Genomic DNA, 20,135 nt, shown 5'->3' with positions numbered 1-20,135 from the left:
TAAAGTATCATTAGATCAATTTGGATTTCAAATGCTATTTACCAAAACTAAGTTATAAGCAATCACCCCTAAACACAGAAGGAGATGCTAAGAGCATCTCCTTCTTTTAAAATCATATTATTTTAAAGTTATTATCTATACAATGTAAAGTGACCTACATATTTGATGGCATCACTATTTGCATTTACAACATACCAATAATCACCCGTAGGCACCTCTTTACCTTCATAGGTTCCGTCCCAGCCACTGACCTCATCCAAAACAGCTACTACCCTACCGTAACGATCGTAAATTTTAACCACTACACCATCAAATAGCTCTCTATTATTTGGAGACCAAATATCATTCAAGTTATCACCATCAGGTGTAAAGAAATTAGGAAATTCTAACATTCCGGTGAATTCAAAGGGTACGCTAAGCTCCAGTTCACAACCTCTTGCATCTCTAACACGAACATTTACAATTCCGCTTTCATTGGTAGTAAATACGGTCTCATCTCCAAAAGATTGTCCGTTGAAAAAGAATTCATATTCACCATAACCACCAGCGGCAGAAGCTTGAACTTCATTGGGACCAGTTTTATCAACTACCAAACTTAATGGCTCATAACCATCTATACTGAACTCAACACTATTGGTACAACCATTTTCATGATAAATATATACAATGTGATCACCGGCAGGTAAATCTCCCCATACATACTCATCAGTAGCATTAGCCGTAATAGCATCTGTAGGATCTATTGGATCTAGAGCAAACATTAGTTCCGGCAAAAGATTATCATTTTCCAGTTGAATAGTGGTTGTACTGGTAGGGAATATACCTTCGCAACCATACTGCACCTGAGCTGCTGCCGTTAAATCTACTCCAATATCTATAGTAAATAATTCTGAAGCCGTACATTGGTTTACATCTTGTATATAGATAACATAAGATGCTCCACCCTGTAAGTCTTCTATTATTTCACCAGTATAGGGTGCAAACGTGGCGGTACCCGATTCATCTACCGGATCGATCATTTCTATTTTATATTCAAAATATGGCGTAGGATTTACTAAAGGATCATTGAAAGGAGTACCTCCAATGACATCAAATACCACAGTACCATTATTTGCACCTATACACAACTCGGGTGTAGTATCTATATTGATCACCTCTATTTGATCAGGCTCTTCAATAGTAATAAAATCCTTTTCAAAACAGCCATTATCATCCTTGATCAAAATCTCATAAGTACCTGCCGCCAACTCATCAAAAGTATATGTACCAGGGTTATCCGAATCACTAAAGAACTCATTAAAATTAGGAGCAATCGCAAACTGTATTAACCCTTCACCACCGGCGCTAACAGATACGGTTATGGTACCATCCTCTTCACCGTTACACGAAACATTTGTAGGCACGGCGTCAAAAATTATAGGATCAGGTCTAACTATTGCGAACGGACCAGCAATATCACTACAAGTAGCTCCACTAGTTACCGCTATATAGTATTCGGTTCCTTCAGCTAAACCTTCAAATGTACCGTTATCTTGGGGACCTCTTACCACTGTTGCAGTAGCTGCCGGATTAAAAGCATCAACAGGGTCACCTTCGTATAAATAGAACACATCTTCACCTACACCGCCGTTCACAAAAGATTCTATTCTACCATCCAATTCAGATGCACAAGAAATATCATCTGGTAAGTTAGGCAATAACGTTATTCCCGTAGCATCGGTCATGGTAATACCATTTGATCTAATTGCGGGGCAAGCACCTGCGGCATTTACCTTTCTCACATCAAATTGATAAGTAATACCCTGTACTCCAGATATGGTAACAGAATTCCCTGTCATTGGTTGATAGGTACCAATGGTAACACCGTTTTCCACCCTTAAATATTCATAAGTAAACAAAGGATCAGGGTTTTCAACGGTCATTCTCATTTCGCCATCCCCTCCACAACCGGGCACTCTTGTCTGTACCAATACCGGCTGAATTGGTGGTGGTGGATCTACATAATAAGCTTCGGTAACAAAAGAACATCCAAAACTAGACGAAACTTCTATTGCGTACCAGCCAGCACTGATGTACCCTCCACTATCTCCAATAAAGGTTGGTGTATTCTGCAAACCACTTTCAGATACTACAGCCGTATTATCATCACCACTTAAATACAATAATGTATAATTGTAACCTGCACCAGGAAAACCACCACTTGCTCCTGCTGTTGCAGTAATAGCATCACCAGACGTAATATCATAAGCTTCTAAAACCGCATTATTACCATTTGGACAATCTAAACTCTGTGGTTCTCTTATACCGGCAACTATTTGCGGTACTTCTTCTAATTCTAACTCCACTGTATTTGTACACCCTTCTACATCCCTGATTTCTATCTCATAGAAACCGAATGACAAGCCGGTAAATTCATTATCATTGGAAAATGCAGCAATTTCAGTGGTATAAGTAGCACCATTATCCGTGCTCATTAATAATCTATACTCATAAGGAGTAGTATCCCAACCACCAGTACCTGTAGCAACAATTTCACCTGTGTCATTGGTACAGCTAACATTTCCTATAGACTCTGCCGTAACTTGTAGCGGACCGTTAGGTGTTCTAATATTGGCAACATTACTGATACCTGCACAATATGGATTACCCACAGAAACCACATCTACGATCAAATTACCACCAGGTAAATTATCTATACGGGCTTCATCACCATTAACATCAGGGAAATTATTGGTATCAAAAGTTCCTGAAGCCAAAGGAGTTGTTCTAGCATCATCAGTAGCCTCATAAACGATATAATCATATACACCATTATAATCACCTACGGTAATGAACAATGCTCCATCGCTACCAGGTACCGCACAGCTAACCGGTTTAGCCTCACTTATTAATACTGTTGGTGCAACAGGCGTGTTAACCGTGTGCACAGGCATTGGATAGGTACAACCTACTGTATTATCAACAATTTCGAATAAATAATCACCAACATCCGGTAAAAATACGTCTACATAATTATTTCCGGCTGAACTTGTTACTGGAGCAACTGCTGTAACCGAAACTGTATTTACAGTAAAGTCAGTTGTACCCGCAACTTCTATACGTACACGTTCATCATCTCTACAATTTAAAATATCAATATCTATGATTGTGGGTACAACATCTGTTGGCGGATTGATCGTAGGCACATCAAATGTAGTTTGACAACCATTGCCATCTATAGCATAAACCGTAATATTCTGAGCAGAACCATTATCAATGATTTCAAATGTATTACCTGTTTGATAGTTCTCGAACCCGGTAATACTATATTGATAACCAGAACCTATAGTACCGGCATCAACAACGTTCACGGTAATAATGGTGGAACTATATCTATTAGCACCTGGTTCACAGGAAAAATCCGCTGCGCTGGCAGTAATACTAAAATCATCGGGGTTATTTATGGTATGTACCGAAGACAACACCTCACAGTTACGTGCAGTAACTACTTGTACTTGGTAATCTCCCGCAGGCAAACCTGAAAAGGCTCCCGTATTATTCCTTGTAACTTCCGTTGTACCAGATGTAACATCATTTAGAATATAGGTTAACGGAGTATCTTGCGAAGTAAAAGGAACCATTGCATTTGCAGGACCAACTATTACTTCTATAAACCCATCATTCTCATCTCTACAGCTAATATCATCAGCATCTTGAGCAACAATTACTGGTTGAGCAGCCTGATTAAGAATAATGTTAGATACCGTAGTTTCACAAAAACCAGTTCCATCATTTACAACACGGTCAGTGATTACAACTTGGTAATTACCAGGTTCTAAACCAGTGAATACCGGATCATTGGTTTGTAAGACCGGTGCCACCGCATTTGAATTATAATCTATACCTGTTAATTCATAATCGAAATCTCCACTTCCGCCATTGGTAGTTATTGTAATTTCTCCATCAGCATCATTACAAGTACTATCAGTAGTAAAGTCACCTGTTGCAGATAAGAAATCATACACCGTGGCAGTACCTTGACTTGTACATCCATTGGCATCAACTACATCTACTACATAATCACCTGGACTGCTTACCGTGTAAGTGTAAGTCCAATTTGTACCATCATCCGTAGGCAATTGTTCATCACCACCCAGAGTAAATCTCGGTGTATTCAAAAAATTTGGTACGGTAACGGTAATATCAAATGCCGTTGAGGTAGGATCACATTGATTAACAACGGTAAAAGTAGGTGCCGGTAAATCTGGATCTAAAGAAATAATGGTAGCAATATCAAAAGATGTACATCCGCTAGCATCTCTAACATATACGTCATAATCACCATCAGGAGCTGTAAACGTGGTATCTGTTGTCCAATCAGTACCAGTAGGCACATCACCATTGTTCATAAACGCGAATTCATATGGTCCGCCAGAACCACCTCTTCCTTGAACCGTAACTTGACCAAAGGCATTACAATTTGCAGGAACCTCCTGTAAAATATCAATATCCGGTAAATTCTGATCAATAGTCACGGATGCAGCATCTGTACAAGTATCAGTTAAATTTTCAACCAAAATTTGATAATCTCCAGGCAATTCCGCGTAGGTACCGTTATAAGGTAAACCTGTAGTTGTCAAAGCAGCTTCTAACTCCGTTTCCGATCCATCCTCGTTATTGATCAATACTATTCTTAACTGATCACCAATAGTATAACCAGTAATTTCATAGGCTATTTCACCATTTCTGTTGATATCACAAGCACCAGGTGTGGAAGATGCCGTAACATCCAAAGAAGACGGACCCTCAACTGGTGGAATTTCTTGCTCATAGGTACAACCAGTACCCACATCCAATACTACAACAGTATACGCTACACCATATTGAATACCGTCTGTAGCGTTGCTAAAAGTATGGTCATTGACCCCTGGTGTATTATTTAGATTATAGAATGATGGCTGATCCAACAATCTTATCTGATAAGACCCTGAACCTCCACTAACATTAACAGCATAGGTGAAAGCAGTATCATCACAATCTAGAGGTACCGGTTGCGGAATTGGTGTAATTACCACTTCATTTGATGTAATGGTAACCGTATCAATATCGGTACAACCATTGGCATCAATCGTAATAATAGTATAATCTCCAGTTACCAATGATGGATCTAAAATTTGGATCGGAAAAGTACTTTGATCCTCTACACGAGTAATTTCTACACCTGTATTATCCTCTATAATAAAATCAAAACTAGGCGTACCATCTGTAACTGCATCAATACTTATACCTCCACTAACTGGACCACTACCACTACAAACTGCCTGAACTTCTGAAACTGTAGTTGCAGGTGGTGGCGTACTATCCAAAATAATATCAAAAGTATCTGCAACGGTTTCACAACCTCTAGCATCTCTAACCAAATAAGAATACGTTCCAACGGTCAAATTTGAAAATACAGTTTCTGAACCCCAACCATTTCCGTTAAAATTAACTTCATATGGTGGCACCCCACTTGTTGCATCGGGTGTTATTGTTACTGCTCCATTATTAGTTGAGCTACAGCTAACGGGTCTAGTAATATATGTCGCCGCTGCAATATTTTGTGGTGGGTTCAACGTTATTGCAACCGATTCGGCAACACAACCACTACTTGTAGTATTGTTATCTGTAATTCTAAAGACATAATCGCCCGGTATAGCGGTATCGTATAAAAAGTTGTTGGAAGTCAATGGTATTGCCGCACCAAAAGTTACCCCGTTATCAGAACTAACTTCATATTGTTTAGCCCCAGCGCCTGCAGTATAGCCACCGTTCACCTGAACTCTAATTTGACCAGGAGCTCCTCCACAAGGTATTTCAGTTTCAATACTGGTGTTTACCCTTAATTGGGGCTCAATGGTGATAGGTAAACTATCCGAGCAATCATTACCATCTACCACCTCAATAGTATAGTTACCAGGAGAAAGGCCTGAGAAAGAAGCACTCGCCTGTAAAGTTCCACCATTAATTCTATATTGGTGCGTACCTACTGCTGCAGTACCAGCGGTTGAGGTTACGGCAACCGTAGCTCCTACGCCGGCTACAAAACAAAAATCTGAAGACGGACCATCTAATGCAATAGATGGCGCATCAATTGGGTTTAAGTCAAAAGTAAAGGTATCTGTACAACCTTCAGCATCTTCTACAGATAATGTGTATGTTCCCGCTGCAGAAAGATTACTAAAGGTTCTTCCAGATCTTGGACCTATTTGTGGTCCTACCGGAGGGGTCAAGGTATATCTATATGTTCCCCAACCACCGGTTGCATTTGCTCTTACACTTCCTAAATTACCATTGGCACAGCTCATTGCCGTAACCGTACTCGTAGATAAATCTAAAACAGGAGCCTCTTCAATATCAAAAGAAGTAGTATCCGTACAACCGGTATCGGCATCGGTTACTGTAATGGTATAGGTACCTGCACCTGATAAAGGAAGTGCTACTTCATTATTATTTTGAGGTCCTCCAGTGAATAATCCACCATTAATGTCATAGGTATAATTGTTAGCAAAACCATCTACAACAAAGGATCCCGTACCATCGGTTGCACCGTTACATACCCTTAAGTCGCCACCAGATTTTACTCGTACCCTGATAGAACTAATTTCAACCGGTCTAAAACCTTCAGTATACGAACATCCGTTAACATCGGTTATTTGAAAGATATACGCTTGTGAGGTCATTAAACCCGTAAACGTATCATTAGTACCATTGTCAACATACGCCGGACTAATAATTTCATATCTATTTACTGCAGCATTACTAGTAGGTGTCAACTGAACATCTGTAGTACCTGCTGCACAACTTGTATTACTTTGTGCAAAATCTAAATCCGTAGGTGGATCAACATCTAAAATATCAATAGCAGTAAGTTCTAATCTACAACCGCCAGCATCACGAATGATCGGTGTATAAGTTCCTGCCGCCAAATCTGTGTACGAAGTAACAGTTGAGAAGTTTACACCATCAATACTAAACTCATAACCACTACCCGAGCCTCCTGAAAATGGACCAACAAAATCAATTTGACCACCTACCGTTCCAGCTCCAGAACAGGTTACATCTGCCACTTTAGTAGCGCTTCCGGTCAATGAGTCCACAGTATCTACGGTTACAGATGGCAAATCTAAAGTACATTCAAAACCTCCTTGTTGGTATCTTACCTCTATATCATTATAGGTACCTGCCGCAACAGAAATCTGTGGCGTACTTACCCAAGGATCAGCTGCACTTTCCCTATATGAAATATTATAACCTCTACCATTATTAATGGTGAACTCTAATTTTGCACCACCGTTGCTACATGTACCATCTATACCTGCAACTGTAACATCTGGTGGTAACAGATCTTCTACATCAGATGATGCATTTATAATACAGCCGTTACTATCAGTAATAACAAAATCATAAGTTCCTGCAGAGGTTACCGTATATGTGGTAGTACCAGAATCGGTAGCGGCATCTCCAAAAGAAGGTTGTACCGGACCACCATTAACCGTAAAGGTATAGGGTGCGGAACCACCAGAAGTATTTAAGGTAATATCTACACTTGAGATGTCAGAACACCCAAAACTACTGTTTACCTCCGTAGATGCATCTAAAGCAGAAGCACCCGCACCAATAGTTAATGGATTACCATTGACATCAACACTTTGCCTAGGTGGATCAATTCCATTTAACGGATCACCAGTACATTGCTGTGTTTCTACCTGTACCGTATAAGTTCCAAAACCTACAGCAGAAAAAGTGTAGGGATTTGTAGAAACAAAAGCGGTAAACTCTTGGGCAACGCCACTAGAATTAAGCAAGGTATATTTATATGGACCAGGAACGTTTGAGGCGGTTACGGTAATACTACCGGTATCACCACTACAAAGGGCATCTGTAAACGTTGCCGAAATCTCAATTTCCTTTTCTTCTATAACTATAGGCTCATATGGGTATTCGCAAGTATTTGCCGTATTTCTCAATCTAGCTTTTACATTATATGTACCAGGTGCCAAATTTGAGAAAATAGCTCCTTGCCAAGCTCCAAATCCGCTACCACTATCAATAGCAAATTCATAGGCACTAGAAAGATTTGTTATTTGAATTCTACCATCAACCCCACATATATAGTCTTGTTTTACATAAGTTTGGGTAATAGTACTTTTTTTAACCTTAAAGTAATAAGGTTGTCCGTCTACTAAAACCCTATACTCAGCTCCAGAAGTAGAGGGTACAGAGCTCGCATCAAGAGTAAAGGTTTGTTGCCCAGTTACAACATTTGAATAACAAGAAGCGGTGGTATTAGGACATTCAGTATTAACATCAGGTGAACAAGAACCTCCCAATTCTTGCCATATGACACTACTATAAGGACCTCCTGATAAACTTATTATACGATCATCATAATCCCCACATAAATTAAAGCGGGCAATTGTAAATCCGTTATCGTTACACGTTTCGGTAGCATCTGCACCTACAATAACCGTATTGAACATTGCAGGAGCTGCCAAGCTAGCTTTTTGCGTAAGCGCTTCTTTATTTTCTTTTATGGGTTGATTTGTGGTAGAAATCGAAACAGCCTTTTCGATTACATGGGCCACCTCTGCATACAAAGTACTTACTTTGGAGTTGGCCAGAGCCGTAGTACCAATTACTGAAATAACAATCAGAAACAGTACATACAGCGTATACCGCTGTTGTTTTGGGAGCATAGGTTAAGTTTCGTTTTTAAGAACAATTTCGATTTGGGATCTTTATAGTTCTTTGGTGTAATTTTTTACTTATATTTTGTCTTTAATTTAATCACGTGTTCTTTAATATATTTCTAACGCCTCAATATGAAAAATAGTATTATCATCCCGCTTTTATTCGTTGTAACGCTTAATTTTTCTTGCGCACAAAACCCTGAAAATAAAGTAAATACCCCAAAAGAGATGTTTTTCACCCCTGAGCTGTTCATCGATCAGCTACAGATTCCATGGGGCTTTACATTCCTTCCCGACAATAGTTTATTAATCACTGAAAAAGAAGGGAAATTGATACATTTTAACAAGGGCAAAAAATCGATAATCGGTAATATTCCTGAAGTTTATAATAGAGGCCAGGGCGGACTTTTAGATATTGCATTGCACCCAAAGTACAAAGAAAATGGTTGGATCTATTTAACCTATGCGTCTGTAGAAGGAAAGGAAAAAGGAGGGCACACTGCCATAATGAGAGGAAAATTAAAGAACAACTCATTGACTGAACAGCAAGTATTGTACAAAGCAACACCTAACACTACCAAAGGACAACATTTTGGATCTAGAATTGCCTTTGACAAAAACGGTTTTCTATACTTTTCTATAGGTGAACGTGGCGACAGGGATACCAACCCGCAAGACATTAAAAGAGATGGAGGCAAAATATACCGTTTGCACGATGATGGACGTATACCCGCAGACAATCCCTTTCAGGATGTCAAAGGTGCCAAAACAGCTATTTATAGCTATGGACACCGAAATCCCCAAGGCTTGATCATGCACCCCGAAACAGGAGAAATTTGGGACCATGAACACGGACCGCGAGGTGGCGATGAAATCAATATCATTAAAAAAGGTGCAAATTATGGTTGGCCATTAGTTACTTATGGCATTAATTACGGCGGAACACCTATTACAGATAAAACCGAAATGAAAGGTATGGAACAGCCTATTCATTATTGGGTACCCTCTATTGCACCTAGCGGCATGACTTATGTTACTAGTGACATCTACAAAAACTGGAAAGGGAGTATATTGGTAGGATCTTTGGCTTTCCAATATTTAGAACGATTGATTTTGGATGGTAACAAAGTAATTGCTAGGGAAAAATTAATGGACGGTATGGGAAGAGTTCGTGCCGTACATGAAGGTCCGGACGGATTAATTTATGTAGCTGTTGAAGGAAAAGGAATCTATAAATTGATTCCGAAAAGCTAAAGCATAAAAAAAGCCTGAATATAAATTTAAATATTCAGGCTTTCTCTTTAGCTAGAAGTAGTCATCGTCTTTATTGTTTACCAGCATCTATAGCCAGTTTAACAGACCCATGCTTTTTCAATAAGGCAGCAGCTTCGGGATAATCAATATCAAGACCTTCCATAATATAACGAGTACCACGATCAACAAGCTTATCATTGCTCAATTGCATGTTTACCATCTTGTTCCCCTTCACCCTACCTATTTTAATCATTAAGGCAGTAGATATCATATTCAATACTAATTTTTGAGATGTACCGCTTTTCATTCTAGTGCTCCCGGTCAGAAATTCAGGTCCCACATTAATTTCAATGGGAATATCCGCAATTTTTGCAATAGGAGCGCCAGGATTGTTGGTAATTGCAGCCGTTAAAATTCCATTTTTCTTTGCATCTTCCAATCCCCCAATTACATAAGGAGTACTACCAGATGCCGCTATACCGACTACAACATCGGTATCATTGATATCATGCATCATTAAATCTACCCATGCCTGCTGTATGGCGTCTTCAGCATTTTCTACAGCTTTTCTTATAGCCGTATCTCCGCCTGCGATCAAACCAACTACGCGTTCATGTGGCATACCAAAAGTTGGGGGTATTTCAGAAGCGTCAAGAATACCTAAACGCCCACTGGTTCCTGCCCCAATATAAAATAGCCTACCTCCTTTTGCAAAACGTTCTGCCAAAGCATCTACAAGCTTAGTAACCTGCGGAATAGTTTTCTCTACCGCCATTGCCACTTTCTTATCCTCTTCGTTCATTTTTTGAAGAATGGTCTGGGTATCCATTAACTCCAAATTATTATGATTAGAAGGAGTTTCGGTGATTTTTTTATAATCCATTTAATTATATAATTTTTATATCGTGATTTTTAAAGGCTTTCAATAACAGATCACCGGGGTTCAATTCAGTAATCATAGTATTAATAGAACTAATATCACATGTTTTATATCGATGCTGAGAATTTAATTTTTCTGAAATAGATAATAATACAGTTTTTTTAGAGGCTTTTATAATCGCTTTTTTTATTTGAACGATATCCCAATCAAACTCCGTTAAGCCAAAGGTAGCATCTACATATCCCGTTCCTATAAAACTATAATCGAACCTAATTTCAGAAATATGGTGAATGGCATTTGCACCAATAGCGATCTGTGCTTCTTTTGAAATTTGACCACCAATAGAAATCACATTAATATTGGCTTTATGAGAAAGTTCCATGGCAACGGGCAGACTTATGGTAAAACAGGTAAGATTTAAGTTTTCAGGTATTATTCGTGCCAATTCCATACACGTGGTTCCTCCGTCCAAAAAAATAACCGCACCATCTCGCAACATGGCAACTGCCTTGGTTGCAATAGTAACTTTATCCTCTAATTTATAAATATTAGTATTTCTTGCACTATTGGTCATATAACCCATAGAAATGGCGCCACCATGTACTTTTCTGAGCTTATTTTCCGCATCAAGCTCCTTTACATCTCGCCTAATGGTATCAATAGATACATCTAACGCCTCGGCAATATCTGTGATAAGAATTCTATTGTGCAGATCCACCTCATTTAAAATGGTTTGTTGGCGTTCCTCTTTTAACATATTAACGGCAATTTTCTAATAAACATGGCAAATATAGCGAATTTTATCAGATGCCGTTTTATGACGTTAATATATTGTAAAGTGTAGTTAAGGATAAATTAACAGCAAAAAGTCGCAAAATTTATTGCAAAAAACTGCAGTTAATAAAAATAACGCATATATTTGCATGATTTAAAAATCCAAAAACCCATCAATATCAAATGAAAAACGCCGTAATAGATTCCAAAATTGACATTAGTCATAAACCCATTGGGCAATTCGAAGAAACCAGGTTTGAAAAAATTCATAATGTAATCTTTCAAGATTCAAATGAAGCTTCTATTCAAGTTGCTCATGAAATTGCAGCTTTAATAAAAAAGAGACAAGGGCAAAAAAGAAATTGCGTTTTGGGTTTAGCCACAGGATCGTCACCGATCAGGGTCTATGAAGAGTTGGTTCGCATGCATAAGGAAGAAGGTCTAAGTTTTAAAAATGTAATCACTTTTAACTTAGATGAATATTTACCCATGGAGCCAAATAATATTCAAAGTTATTTCTACTTCATGCACGAACATCTATTTAATCATGTAGATATACCTGAAAAGAATATTCACATTCCAGATGGCACGGTAAGCAATGAAGAAACTACGGCTTACTGCTTAAGCTATGAGCGTAAAATTAAAGAACATGGCGGACTGGACTTTCAGCTTTTAGGTATTGGCAGAACAGGGCATATTGGTTTTAATGAACCTGGATCTCACTTTAATTCCGGCACTCGGGTAATTACATTAGATCATATTACACGAGTAGATGCCGCACCTTCTTTTTTAGGCATAGACAATGTACCTAGAAAAGCCATTACTATGGGTATTTCAACAGTAAGAAAAGCTAAACGTATTGTTTTATTAGGTTGGGGTCAAAACAAGGCGAACATTATTAAGAAAACAATTGAAGGGGAAATATCTTCACACGTACCGGCAACATATTTGCAAGAGCATGACAATTGCACCTTTGTTCTTGATACGGGTGCCGGAAGCGAATTGACAAAAAACAAAACTCCTTGGCTGGTAGATGCCTGTGAATGGACAGAAGAATTGAAAGCTAAAGCTATCGTTTGGCTTTGTGAGACTACCGGAAAAACGATTTTAAGTTTAACCGATAAAGATTACAACGATAACGGTATGGCAGACTTATTGGCTCTAAATGATGCTTATAACCTGAACATTGAAATGTTCAACAAACTGCAACATACCATAACAGGTTGGCCTGGAGGAAAACCTAACGCAGATGACACTCACCGCCCAGAACGTGCCACTCCTGCAAAAAAGAGAGTGATAATATTTAGTCCGCACCCAGATGATGATGTCATATCAATGGGTGGTACGTTTGACAGGCTTGTAGAACAAGGCCATGAGGTGCATATTGTATATCAAACCTCTGGTAACATAGCGGTTTCTGATACAGACGCCAGGAAATATGCAGAAATAGCTTTACATATCAGTCCGTCAGACGAAGCTAATAAAATCATCAAATCTCTTTCGGAAAAGAATGAAACCCGTATAGACTCGCCAGAAGTTCGAAATTTAAAGGGCAAGATAAGAAGAGGAGAATCTTATGCAGCAACAAGATACATGGGGTTACAAGATGAAAATGTGCATTTTTTAGATCTGCCTTTCTATGAAACGGGCACCATAAAAAAGAAAAATCTCTCTGATGAAGACATTACCATTGTCGCCAATATTATAAGCGATATAAAACCCCATCAAATATATGCAGCTGGTGATCTTGCCGATCCACACGGCACGCACAAAGTTTGTTTAGATGCAGTGTTTGCAGCCTGCGAAAAACTAAAGACCGAAGACTTTATGAAAGATTGTTGGTTATGGCTTTATAGAGGTGCTTGGCATGAATGGGACATCAATGAAATTGAAATGGCAGTACCAATGAGTCCGGGTCAGGTTTTGAAAAAGCGTAATGCTATTTTCTGTCACCAATCCCAAAAAGATGGTGTAATGTTTCAAGGAGATGATTCAAGAGAATTCTGGATGCGCGCCGAAGAAAGAAATCGGGATACCGCTAATAAATACAAAGCAATGGGCTTATCATCATATGCAGCAATGGAAGCCTTTGTAAGACATAAATTCAACTAACAACTGAATTGAATTAAAAGGCCTATTTTTAAAATTAAAATGGGCCTTTTTTGTTAAAAGTCATCTAATCGGCTTCAACTTTATGATAAAACAGCTAACACTATTTGCTTTACTATTTATTCTTAATTCATGTGGCATTTTTAAGTCATATGAAAAATACCCTAAAAGAGAATTTAGAGGGGTTTGGGTCGCTACTGTGGTCAATATAGATTGGCCAAAGAATGGCAATGATTCCGCAGAAAAACAAAAAACCGATTTTTTAAAGATTTTAGATTTTTATGAAAGAGAGAATTATAACGCCGTTATAGTTCAAGTACGTGCAGCCGGCGATGCCTTTTACCAATCTGATTACGCACCATATTCACGATTTTTAACAGGCGAAGAAGGCACAGCCCCTAAATGGAATACAGACGTCCTAGAATGGATGATCAACGAAACCCATGAAAGAGGCATGGAGTTCCATGCATGGTTAAATCCGTACAGGGCAACTTTCGATGAAAATTTTGAAGTATTATCAGAAACCCATGACTACTGTACCCATCCGGAATGGATCGTACATTACGGCAAGAAAAATTATTACAACCCAGGTTTGCCAGAAGTTCGCAACCATTTTTCAAATATTATAGCGGAGTTGGTGACTAATTATGATGTAGATGCCATCCATTTTGATGATTATTTTTATCCTTACAAGGTTTTAAATGAAGTTTTTGATGACTCAGTCGCCTTTAAAATGTACGCACAAGAGCATCAAAAATTAGATGATTGGAGACGTAGTAATATTGACTCTTTAGTAAGACAGTCTCACGAAACCATAAAATCAATTAAACCTTGGGTTCAGTTTGGTATAAGTCCGTTTGGGGTTTGGAAAAATAATAGTACAGATCCAAAAGGTTCTGACACCAAAGCAGGACAAACTACTTATGAAGATTTGTATGCCGACCCATTACTTTGGATGGAAAAAGGTTGGATAGATTATTTAGCACCCCAAGTATACTGGAGTATGGATCTACCTGTAGCATCGCACAGAAAAATTGTTGATTGGTGGGCAAAGAACAACTATAACACTAATCTATATGTTGGTAACGGACCTTATAAAATTAGAAATAACAGCGATAAAGCTTGGGAAGAAAAAAAAGAATTGCCCATGCAATTAGAGTTGGCGCGTAACACACCACAAATACAAGGCAATATCATGTTCAGTGCCAAATCATTAATGACTGACAAAGATGATGTGGTAGAATATATTCACAAAAAAAACTATAAGAGACCAGCATTGAATCCTATTTCTGGCTTGGCCAAAAACCACACGGTAAAAACACCAAAATTGGTAAGTGCAAGTAAAAACGATACCGAATTAATACTAGAGTTCAATGACTTGAACAATATAAGATTTGCTTTAGTCTACTCATCTGGCATAAGGGTAAAAGACACCTATGACATAAAGAAATTAAGATCGAAAATTTATGTTGAGAACAATAACACAAGCCTAAACATACCACTTGACCAGTTGAAGAAAAAGTACAACGCCATTAGTTTCATAGATGTTTACGGTAAAGAGACCACTCCAATAATTATTAATTTAAAACAAGTGAATAAGTAGTATGGTACAAAAAGACAAAGGAGCTTGGGCATGGGTACCTGTGCTTTATTTCACACAAGGTTTACCCTATGTATTGGTAGTTACGGTTTCCGTAATCATGTACAAAAAATTAGGGGTCAGCAATGAAGACATAGGCCTATACACCAGTATTCTCTATTTACCATGGGTACTTAAACCATTATGGAGTCCGTTCGTTGATTTAAAAAGCACCAAACGAAAGTGGTTTTTAAGCATGCAACTATTAATAGCTATTGCATTGTTAGGTGTGGGCTTAACATTGCCCACTAATATGTTCTTTGTTTCATCTTTGGCCTGTTTCTGGATGGCTGCATTTGCCTCTGCCACCAATGACATTGCTTCAGATGGATATTACATGCTTGGCTTAACAGAAAAAAAACAATCGTTCTTTGTTGGTATGAGAAGTACTTTCTACAGACTTGCCATGGTAACGGGGGAAGGTTTAATAGTTGTACTTGCCGGTTTCTTAGAAAACAAATATGGCGACAACACCAAAGCTTGGAGCATAACCATGTCAGCTGCCGCTTTTTTAATGTTGATCATGACTGTTGCCAACTTTTTTGTTACACCAAAATATGAATCTGAAAATACGGAGGATAAAGAAAAACCAGCAGGCTTTTTAGAGGTATTTGCATCATTCTTTAAAAAACCGGGCATAGGTATTGCGTTAGCTTTTATTCTTACGTACCGTTTAGGTGAATCACAATTGGTAAAAATGGCGTCCCCTTTTTTATTGGACTCACCTGATAAAGGCGGATTAGGATATTCTACGGAACAATTAGGAACTATTTTCGGTACCGTAGGAGTTATTTTTCTTTCAGTTGGCGGTATATTGGGGGGTATCTTAATTTCACGCGATGGTTTAAAAAAATGGATGTTACCCATGGTACTTTCATTGAACCTGCCTAATATTCTTTATGCCGTTTTGGCCATGACCAATACTACAAGTATCTATGCCGTTACGGCAACAGTGGTTTTTGAAAAATTTGGATATGGTTTCGGTTTTGCTGCCTTTTTAATGTACCTCATTTACATTGCCGAGGGCAAATCTAAAACATCTCACTACGCCATTGCCACCGGTTTTATGGCCTTAGGGATGATGCTACCCGGTATGATCAGCGGTTACATGCAGCAATGGCTGGGGTATGACGGCTTTTTTGTATGGGTAGTCATTGCGGCCCTACCAGCACTCTTACTTTTAAAATTTATTACCTACCCAGCAGATTTCGGCAAAAAAACAACGGTTACCAATGAATAGATTACTACCTACAAATAAAGCTTTAAAGCAACTTTCACTTTCAGAAAAAGTTGGTCAATTATTTATGCCCGCAGCTTTTATAAATGATACCGAAGAAGAAATACAGCAGCTAGAAAAATTAATTTCTGAACACCATGTTGGCGGGCTTTGTTTTTTTCATTCTCGGGCAAGTGCGGCAACTAACTTTGAAGGCAAAAAGAAAATTGTTGTCAATGAAAATAGTTTTGAAACTTTAAAAAACCTCATCAAAAGATATCAAAAAGCGGCTACTTACCCCCTATTGATTTCCATTGATGCGGAATGGGGTTTGGCCATGCGCATAGAAAACACCCCCCAATATCCGTACGCCATTACCTTAGGAGCCAATAAGGACAATAAAGACTTAGTATTTAAAGTAGGCCAGAACATTGCCAAAGATTGTAAAGCCGCAGGAATACATTGGAATCTTTCTCCTGTAGTAGATGTCAACGTAAACCCTAACAACCCTGTAATTGGGTATAGATCCTTTGGTGATGACAAAGAACAATTAATCACATTGTCAAAAGCATTTGTAAAAGGAACCCAGTCCGAAGGTATACTCACAAGCATTAAGCATTTTCCCGGACATGGAGACACGGCTACAGATTCACATTTGGGGCTTCCTGTTATAGAGAAAACAAAAGCCGAGTTATTGGAGACAGAGCTCTACCCTTTTCAAAAATTAATAGATGAAGATGTAGATTCGGTGATGGTAGGTCATTTATCCGTGCCTGCACTAACCACTAGCCCAGAATTACCATCTAGCATTAATAAAGATATAATAACCGGTGTATTAAGGCATGAAATGGGCTTTGACGGAGTAGTCATTTCAGATGCCTTGAACATGCATGCAGTATCTAAAAACTACCCAACCAAAGGAGAATTGGAATGGATGGCCTTTAATGCAGGTAATGACGTTTTATGCTTTGCCGAGCATATAGAAGAAGGCATTCAATGTATTTTAAAAAATGCATCGGAAGCACAAATTAACAAGAGTATAGAACGTATTTGGAAACTGAAAGCAAAGGCAATATCAGAAGTTGATTCCACTCTAGAATTAACAGACCCAAGTGCTCTGAACAAACAAATAGCGGAGCGATCAATCACCTTACATAATGGCACTGCGCAAGGTATTGAACATTTTAGAACAACCAATTTCTGCACATTGACACTTAAAAGATTTACCACAGATCAAACGAACCAAGATATTGTTAAAAATGTTATGGCAATGCGAAAAGAAGTTGAAAATGAAACCGAGATTCTTTTGCTGCTAACTCCTCCTCAAATAAAACCAACCAATAATTTTGGTTTTCTTCAAGAGGAAATAGATTTTTTAAATGATTTAATCACTACCAAAAAAGTGGTCCTATATCATTTTGGAAACCCATATGCTCTACAATCTTTTAAAACGGATAAAACAATGGCTACCGTAATTGCTTATCAGAATTTCAAAGAGTTTCAAGACGTTGCCACAGCACATTTTATGGGTACATTAGAGGCAAAAGGAAAATTACCTGTAAAACTAAATTAAAGTCTTATGAATCATAGTGGGTGGGCTAGAGTAATTGCATTGATATTTCCATATTTTATAATAGTTGGTCTATTTCATGTTGCCGGTGCTTTCGTTGCCGGTATTCCATTTGGTGATAACGATTTTCAAAAATCCTCTCTTCAGCAACTAATCATGACATTTTTCTCGTTTTTAGGAACGCTACTTTTAGTCTGGATTTTCATGAAATATATGGACAAGCAAAATTTTATGGACGTTGGGCTTCAGATTAAAAACAGAAAAAACGATATTATAATAGGTACTCTACTTGGGTTGGTCATAATGGGGTTGGCCTATGTTAGTTTATGGGCTGCCGAGGAAATTATCTATACTGAATATAACTTTGATGTATTAGAGTTAATCTATACCACATTACTGTTCATACTTGTAGCCATTTTAGAAGAAGTTCTTTTTAGAGGGTATATTCTAAAGAACCTTATGCTATCCTTTAACAAGTATATCGCACTTATAATTTCTTCTATAGTGTTCGCCATAGCTCATGGAGCAAATCCAAATATTAGTCTTTTCAGTTTAACAGGCCTTTTTTTAGCAGGAATTGCACTGGGGGTCTCATACATCTACACAAAAAATTTATGGTACCCTATAGCCTTCCATTTTAGTTGGAATCTATTTCAATCCTTGTTCGGCTTTAATGTAAGCGGGCAAGATATCTATAGTATCATAGAGTTCACTGTTCCAGAAAATAATATGATGAACGGAGGGCAATTCGGTTTTGAAGGCTCTATTTTTTCATTAATAACAGAACTAACACTGGCAGCACTGATCATTTATTATTATCAAGTAAAAAAACGGCAACCCATCAAAAATGAAAACATATAAAATTATCGGTCTCATGTCAGGCACATCATTAGATGGCCTTGATTTAGCTTACTGTCACATTTGGGAGAAAAAAGGAACTTGGCAATTTGAAATCAAAGAAACCAAGAGCATTAAGTATTCAACTGAAATGTTGAACACCTTAAAAAATGCCATTGATTTATCTGCAGAAAAACTTATAGAATTACATAACACCTATGGTACTTGGCTAGGAGAACAGGTTTTGACCTTTGTTAACGACTATTCGTTGGCAGTAGATTATATTGCCAGTCATGGTCATACCACTCACCATAGACCAGAGATGGGGCTTACGTTTCAAGTTGGCTCAGGACAGCATTTGGCAAATGCTTGCAGCATAAAAGTCATCTGTGATTTTAGAACAAATGATTTGGCATTGGGTGGTCAAGGAGCCCCTTTAGTACCTATTGGAGATAGTATTTTCTTTAACCAATATGATTTCTGTTTAAATTTAGGTGGCATCAGTAATATATCTTTTGATGTAAAAGGAAAGCGAATAGCTTATGATATTGGTTTAGCAAATATGATTCTCAACTATATTACCAGAAAGGTGGATCTAGAATATGACGAAGACGGTAAACTAGCCCGCAAGGGCAAAATAAACAAAACCATGTTAGAAAGGTTAAATGGTCTAGAGTACTATTTATTACCACACCCAAAATCTATTGGGTATGAGTGGTTTTTAGCCGAGGTAGTGCCCATTGTTGAAGATACCAAAGATACCTTAGAGAACTTGTTACACACCAGCATTCATCATATCTGCGATAAAGTGGCACAACAGATTCAATTGAATTTTAAACACAACAACCAAGAATTATTGGTAACCGGTGGCGGAGCTTTAAACTCCTTTCTAACCGAAACATTACAAGCTAAATTGGGCGAAACCACAAATGTAGTGGTGCCCGAAAAAATAATTATAGAGTTTAAAGAAGCTTTGGTATTTGCTTTAATGGGCGTTTTAAGAGTTGAGCAACTAACAAATGTACTTTCATCTGTAACTGGAGCAAAAAAAGATTCATCAAGTGGAGTATTGTTCATACCTAATTAAACTTTTATGCCTAATTTACTTGATAATCGTGATTTAAAATAATAGAGCCTTTGCTCTG

General features: G+C 38.1%; 10 protein-coding genes. 7 read left to right on the top strand and 3 right to left on the bottom strand.

The features are described from left to right. Positions 1–131: 131 nt before the first annotated feature. On the bottom strand, positions 132–8,717 hold the full coding sequence (locus CSC80_RS10260; RefSeq protein WP_099191600.1) for a T9SS type B sorting domain-containing protein: 8,586 nt from the start codon (positions 8,715–8,717) through the stop codon (positions 132–134). Between the two features lie 126 nt (positions 8,718–8,843). Between CSC80_RS10260 and CSC80_RS10255 the strand changes: the two genes are divergently transcribed. Then, positions 8,844–9,965, top strand: a complete 1,122-nt coding sequence (locus CSC80_RS10255) for a PQQ-dependent sugar dehydrogenase (protein ID WP_099191598.1) — start codon at positions 8,844–8,846, stop codon at positions 9,963–9,965. 70 nt (positions 9,966–10,035) lie between these two features. On the opposite strand, the gene murQ is transcribed toward CSC80_RS10255, so the two are convergent. Both murQ and CSC80_RS10245 read right to left on the bottom strand, forming a co-directional pair. Beyond that, entirely contained in the window at positions 10,036–10,848 is an 813-nt protein-coding gene (gene murQ, locus CSC80_RS10250; RefSeq protein ID WP_099191596.1) for an N-acetylmuramic acid 6-phosphate etherase, read from the bottom strand. Between the two features lie 4 nt (positions 10,849–10,852). Further along, entirely contained in the window at positions 10,853–11,602 is a 750-nt protein-coding gene (locus CSC80_RS10245) for a DeoR/GlpR family DNA-binding transcription regulator (RefSeq protein ID WP_099191594.1), read from the bottom strand. Between the two features lie 200 nt (positions 11,603–11,802). Here CSC80_RS10245 and nagB point away from each other — a divergent pair, with 200 nt between their 5' ends. The 6 genes from nagB (at position 11,803) to CSC80_RS10215 (ending at position 20,077) form a co-directional block, all read left to right on the top strand. Continuing rightward, positions 11,803–13,731, top strand: coding sequence for a glucosamine-6-phosphate deaminase (gene nagB / locus CSC80_RS10240; RefSeq protein WP_071341786.1), 1,929 nt, complete (start codon positions 11,803–11,805; stop codon positions 13,729–13,731). 82 nt (positions 13,732–13,813) lie between these two features. Continuing rightward, positions 13,814–15,331 carry a family 10 glycosylhydrolase gene (locus CSC80_RS10235; RefSeq protein WP_099191592.1) on the top strand — a complete coding sequence of 506 codons (1,518 nt, stop codon included), beginning with the start codon at positions 13,814–13,816 and terminating at the stop codon, positions 15,329–15,331. Position 15,332: 1 nt separating this feature from the next. Continuing rightward, entirely contained in the window at positions 15,333–16,607 is a 1,275-nt protein-coding gene (locus tag CSC80_RS10230) for an MFS transporter (protein WP_099191590.1), read from the top strand. Next, positions 16,600–18,156: a glycoside hydrolase family 3 N-terminal domain-containing protein gene (locus CSC80_RS10225; RefSeq protein WP_099191588.1), complete on the top strand. Its 1,557-nt coding sequence runs from the start codon at positions 16,600–16,602 to the stop codon at positions 18,154–18,156. Before CSC80_RS10230 ends, CSC80_RS10225 begins: the two co-directional genes overlap by 8 nt. 6 nt (positions 18,157–18,162) lie before the next feature. Further along, positions 18,163–19,014, top strand: coding sequence for a type II CAAX endopeptidase family protein (locus CSC80_RS10220; RefSeq protein ID WP_099191586.1), 852 nt, complete (start codon positions 18,163–18,165; stop codon positions 19,012–19,014). Further along, positions 19,001–20,077 carry an anhydro-N-acetylmuramic acid kinase gene (locus tag CSC80_RS10215; protein ID WP_099191584.1) on the top strand — a complete coding sequence of 359 codons (1,077 nt, stop codon included), beginning with the start codon at positions 19,001–19,003 and terminating at the stop codon, positions 20,075–20,077. The genes CSC80_RS10220 and CSC80_RS10215 overlap by 14 nt, the downstream gene beginning before the upstream one ends. Positions 20,078–20,135 lie beyond the last annotated feature (58 nt).

The sequence above is a fragment of the Maribacter sp. 6B07 genome, from assembly GCF_002700155.1.
Lineage (GTDB): Bacteria > Bacteroidota > Bacteroidia > Flavobacteriales > Flavobacteriaceae > Maribacter > Maribacter dokdonensis.
The sequence above is the reverse complement of the archived record's forward strand: the minus strand, read 5'-3'. Positions and strand labels throughout refer to the sequence as shown.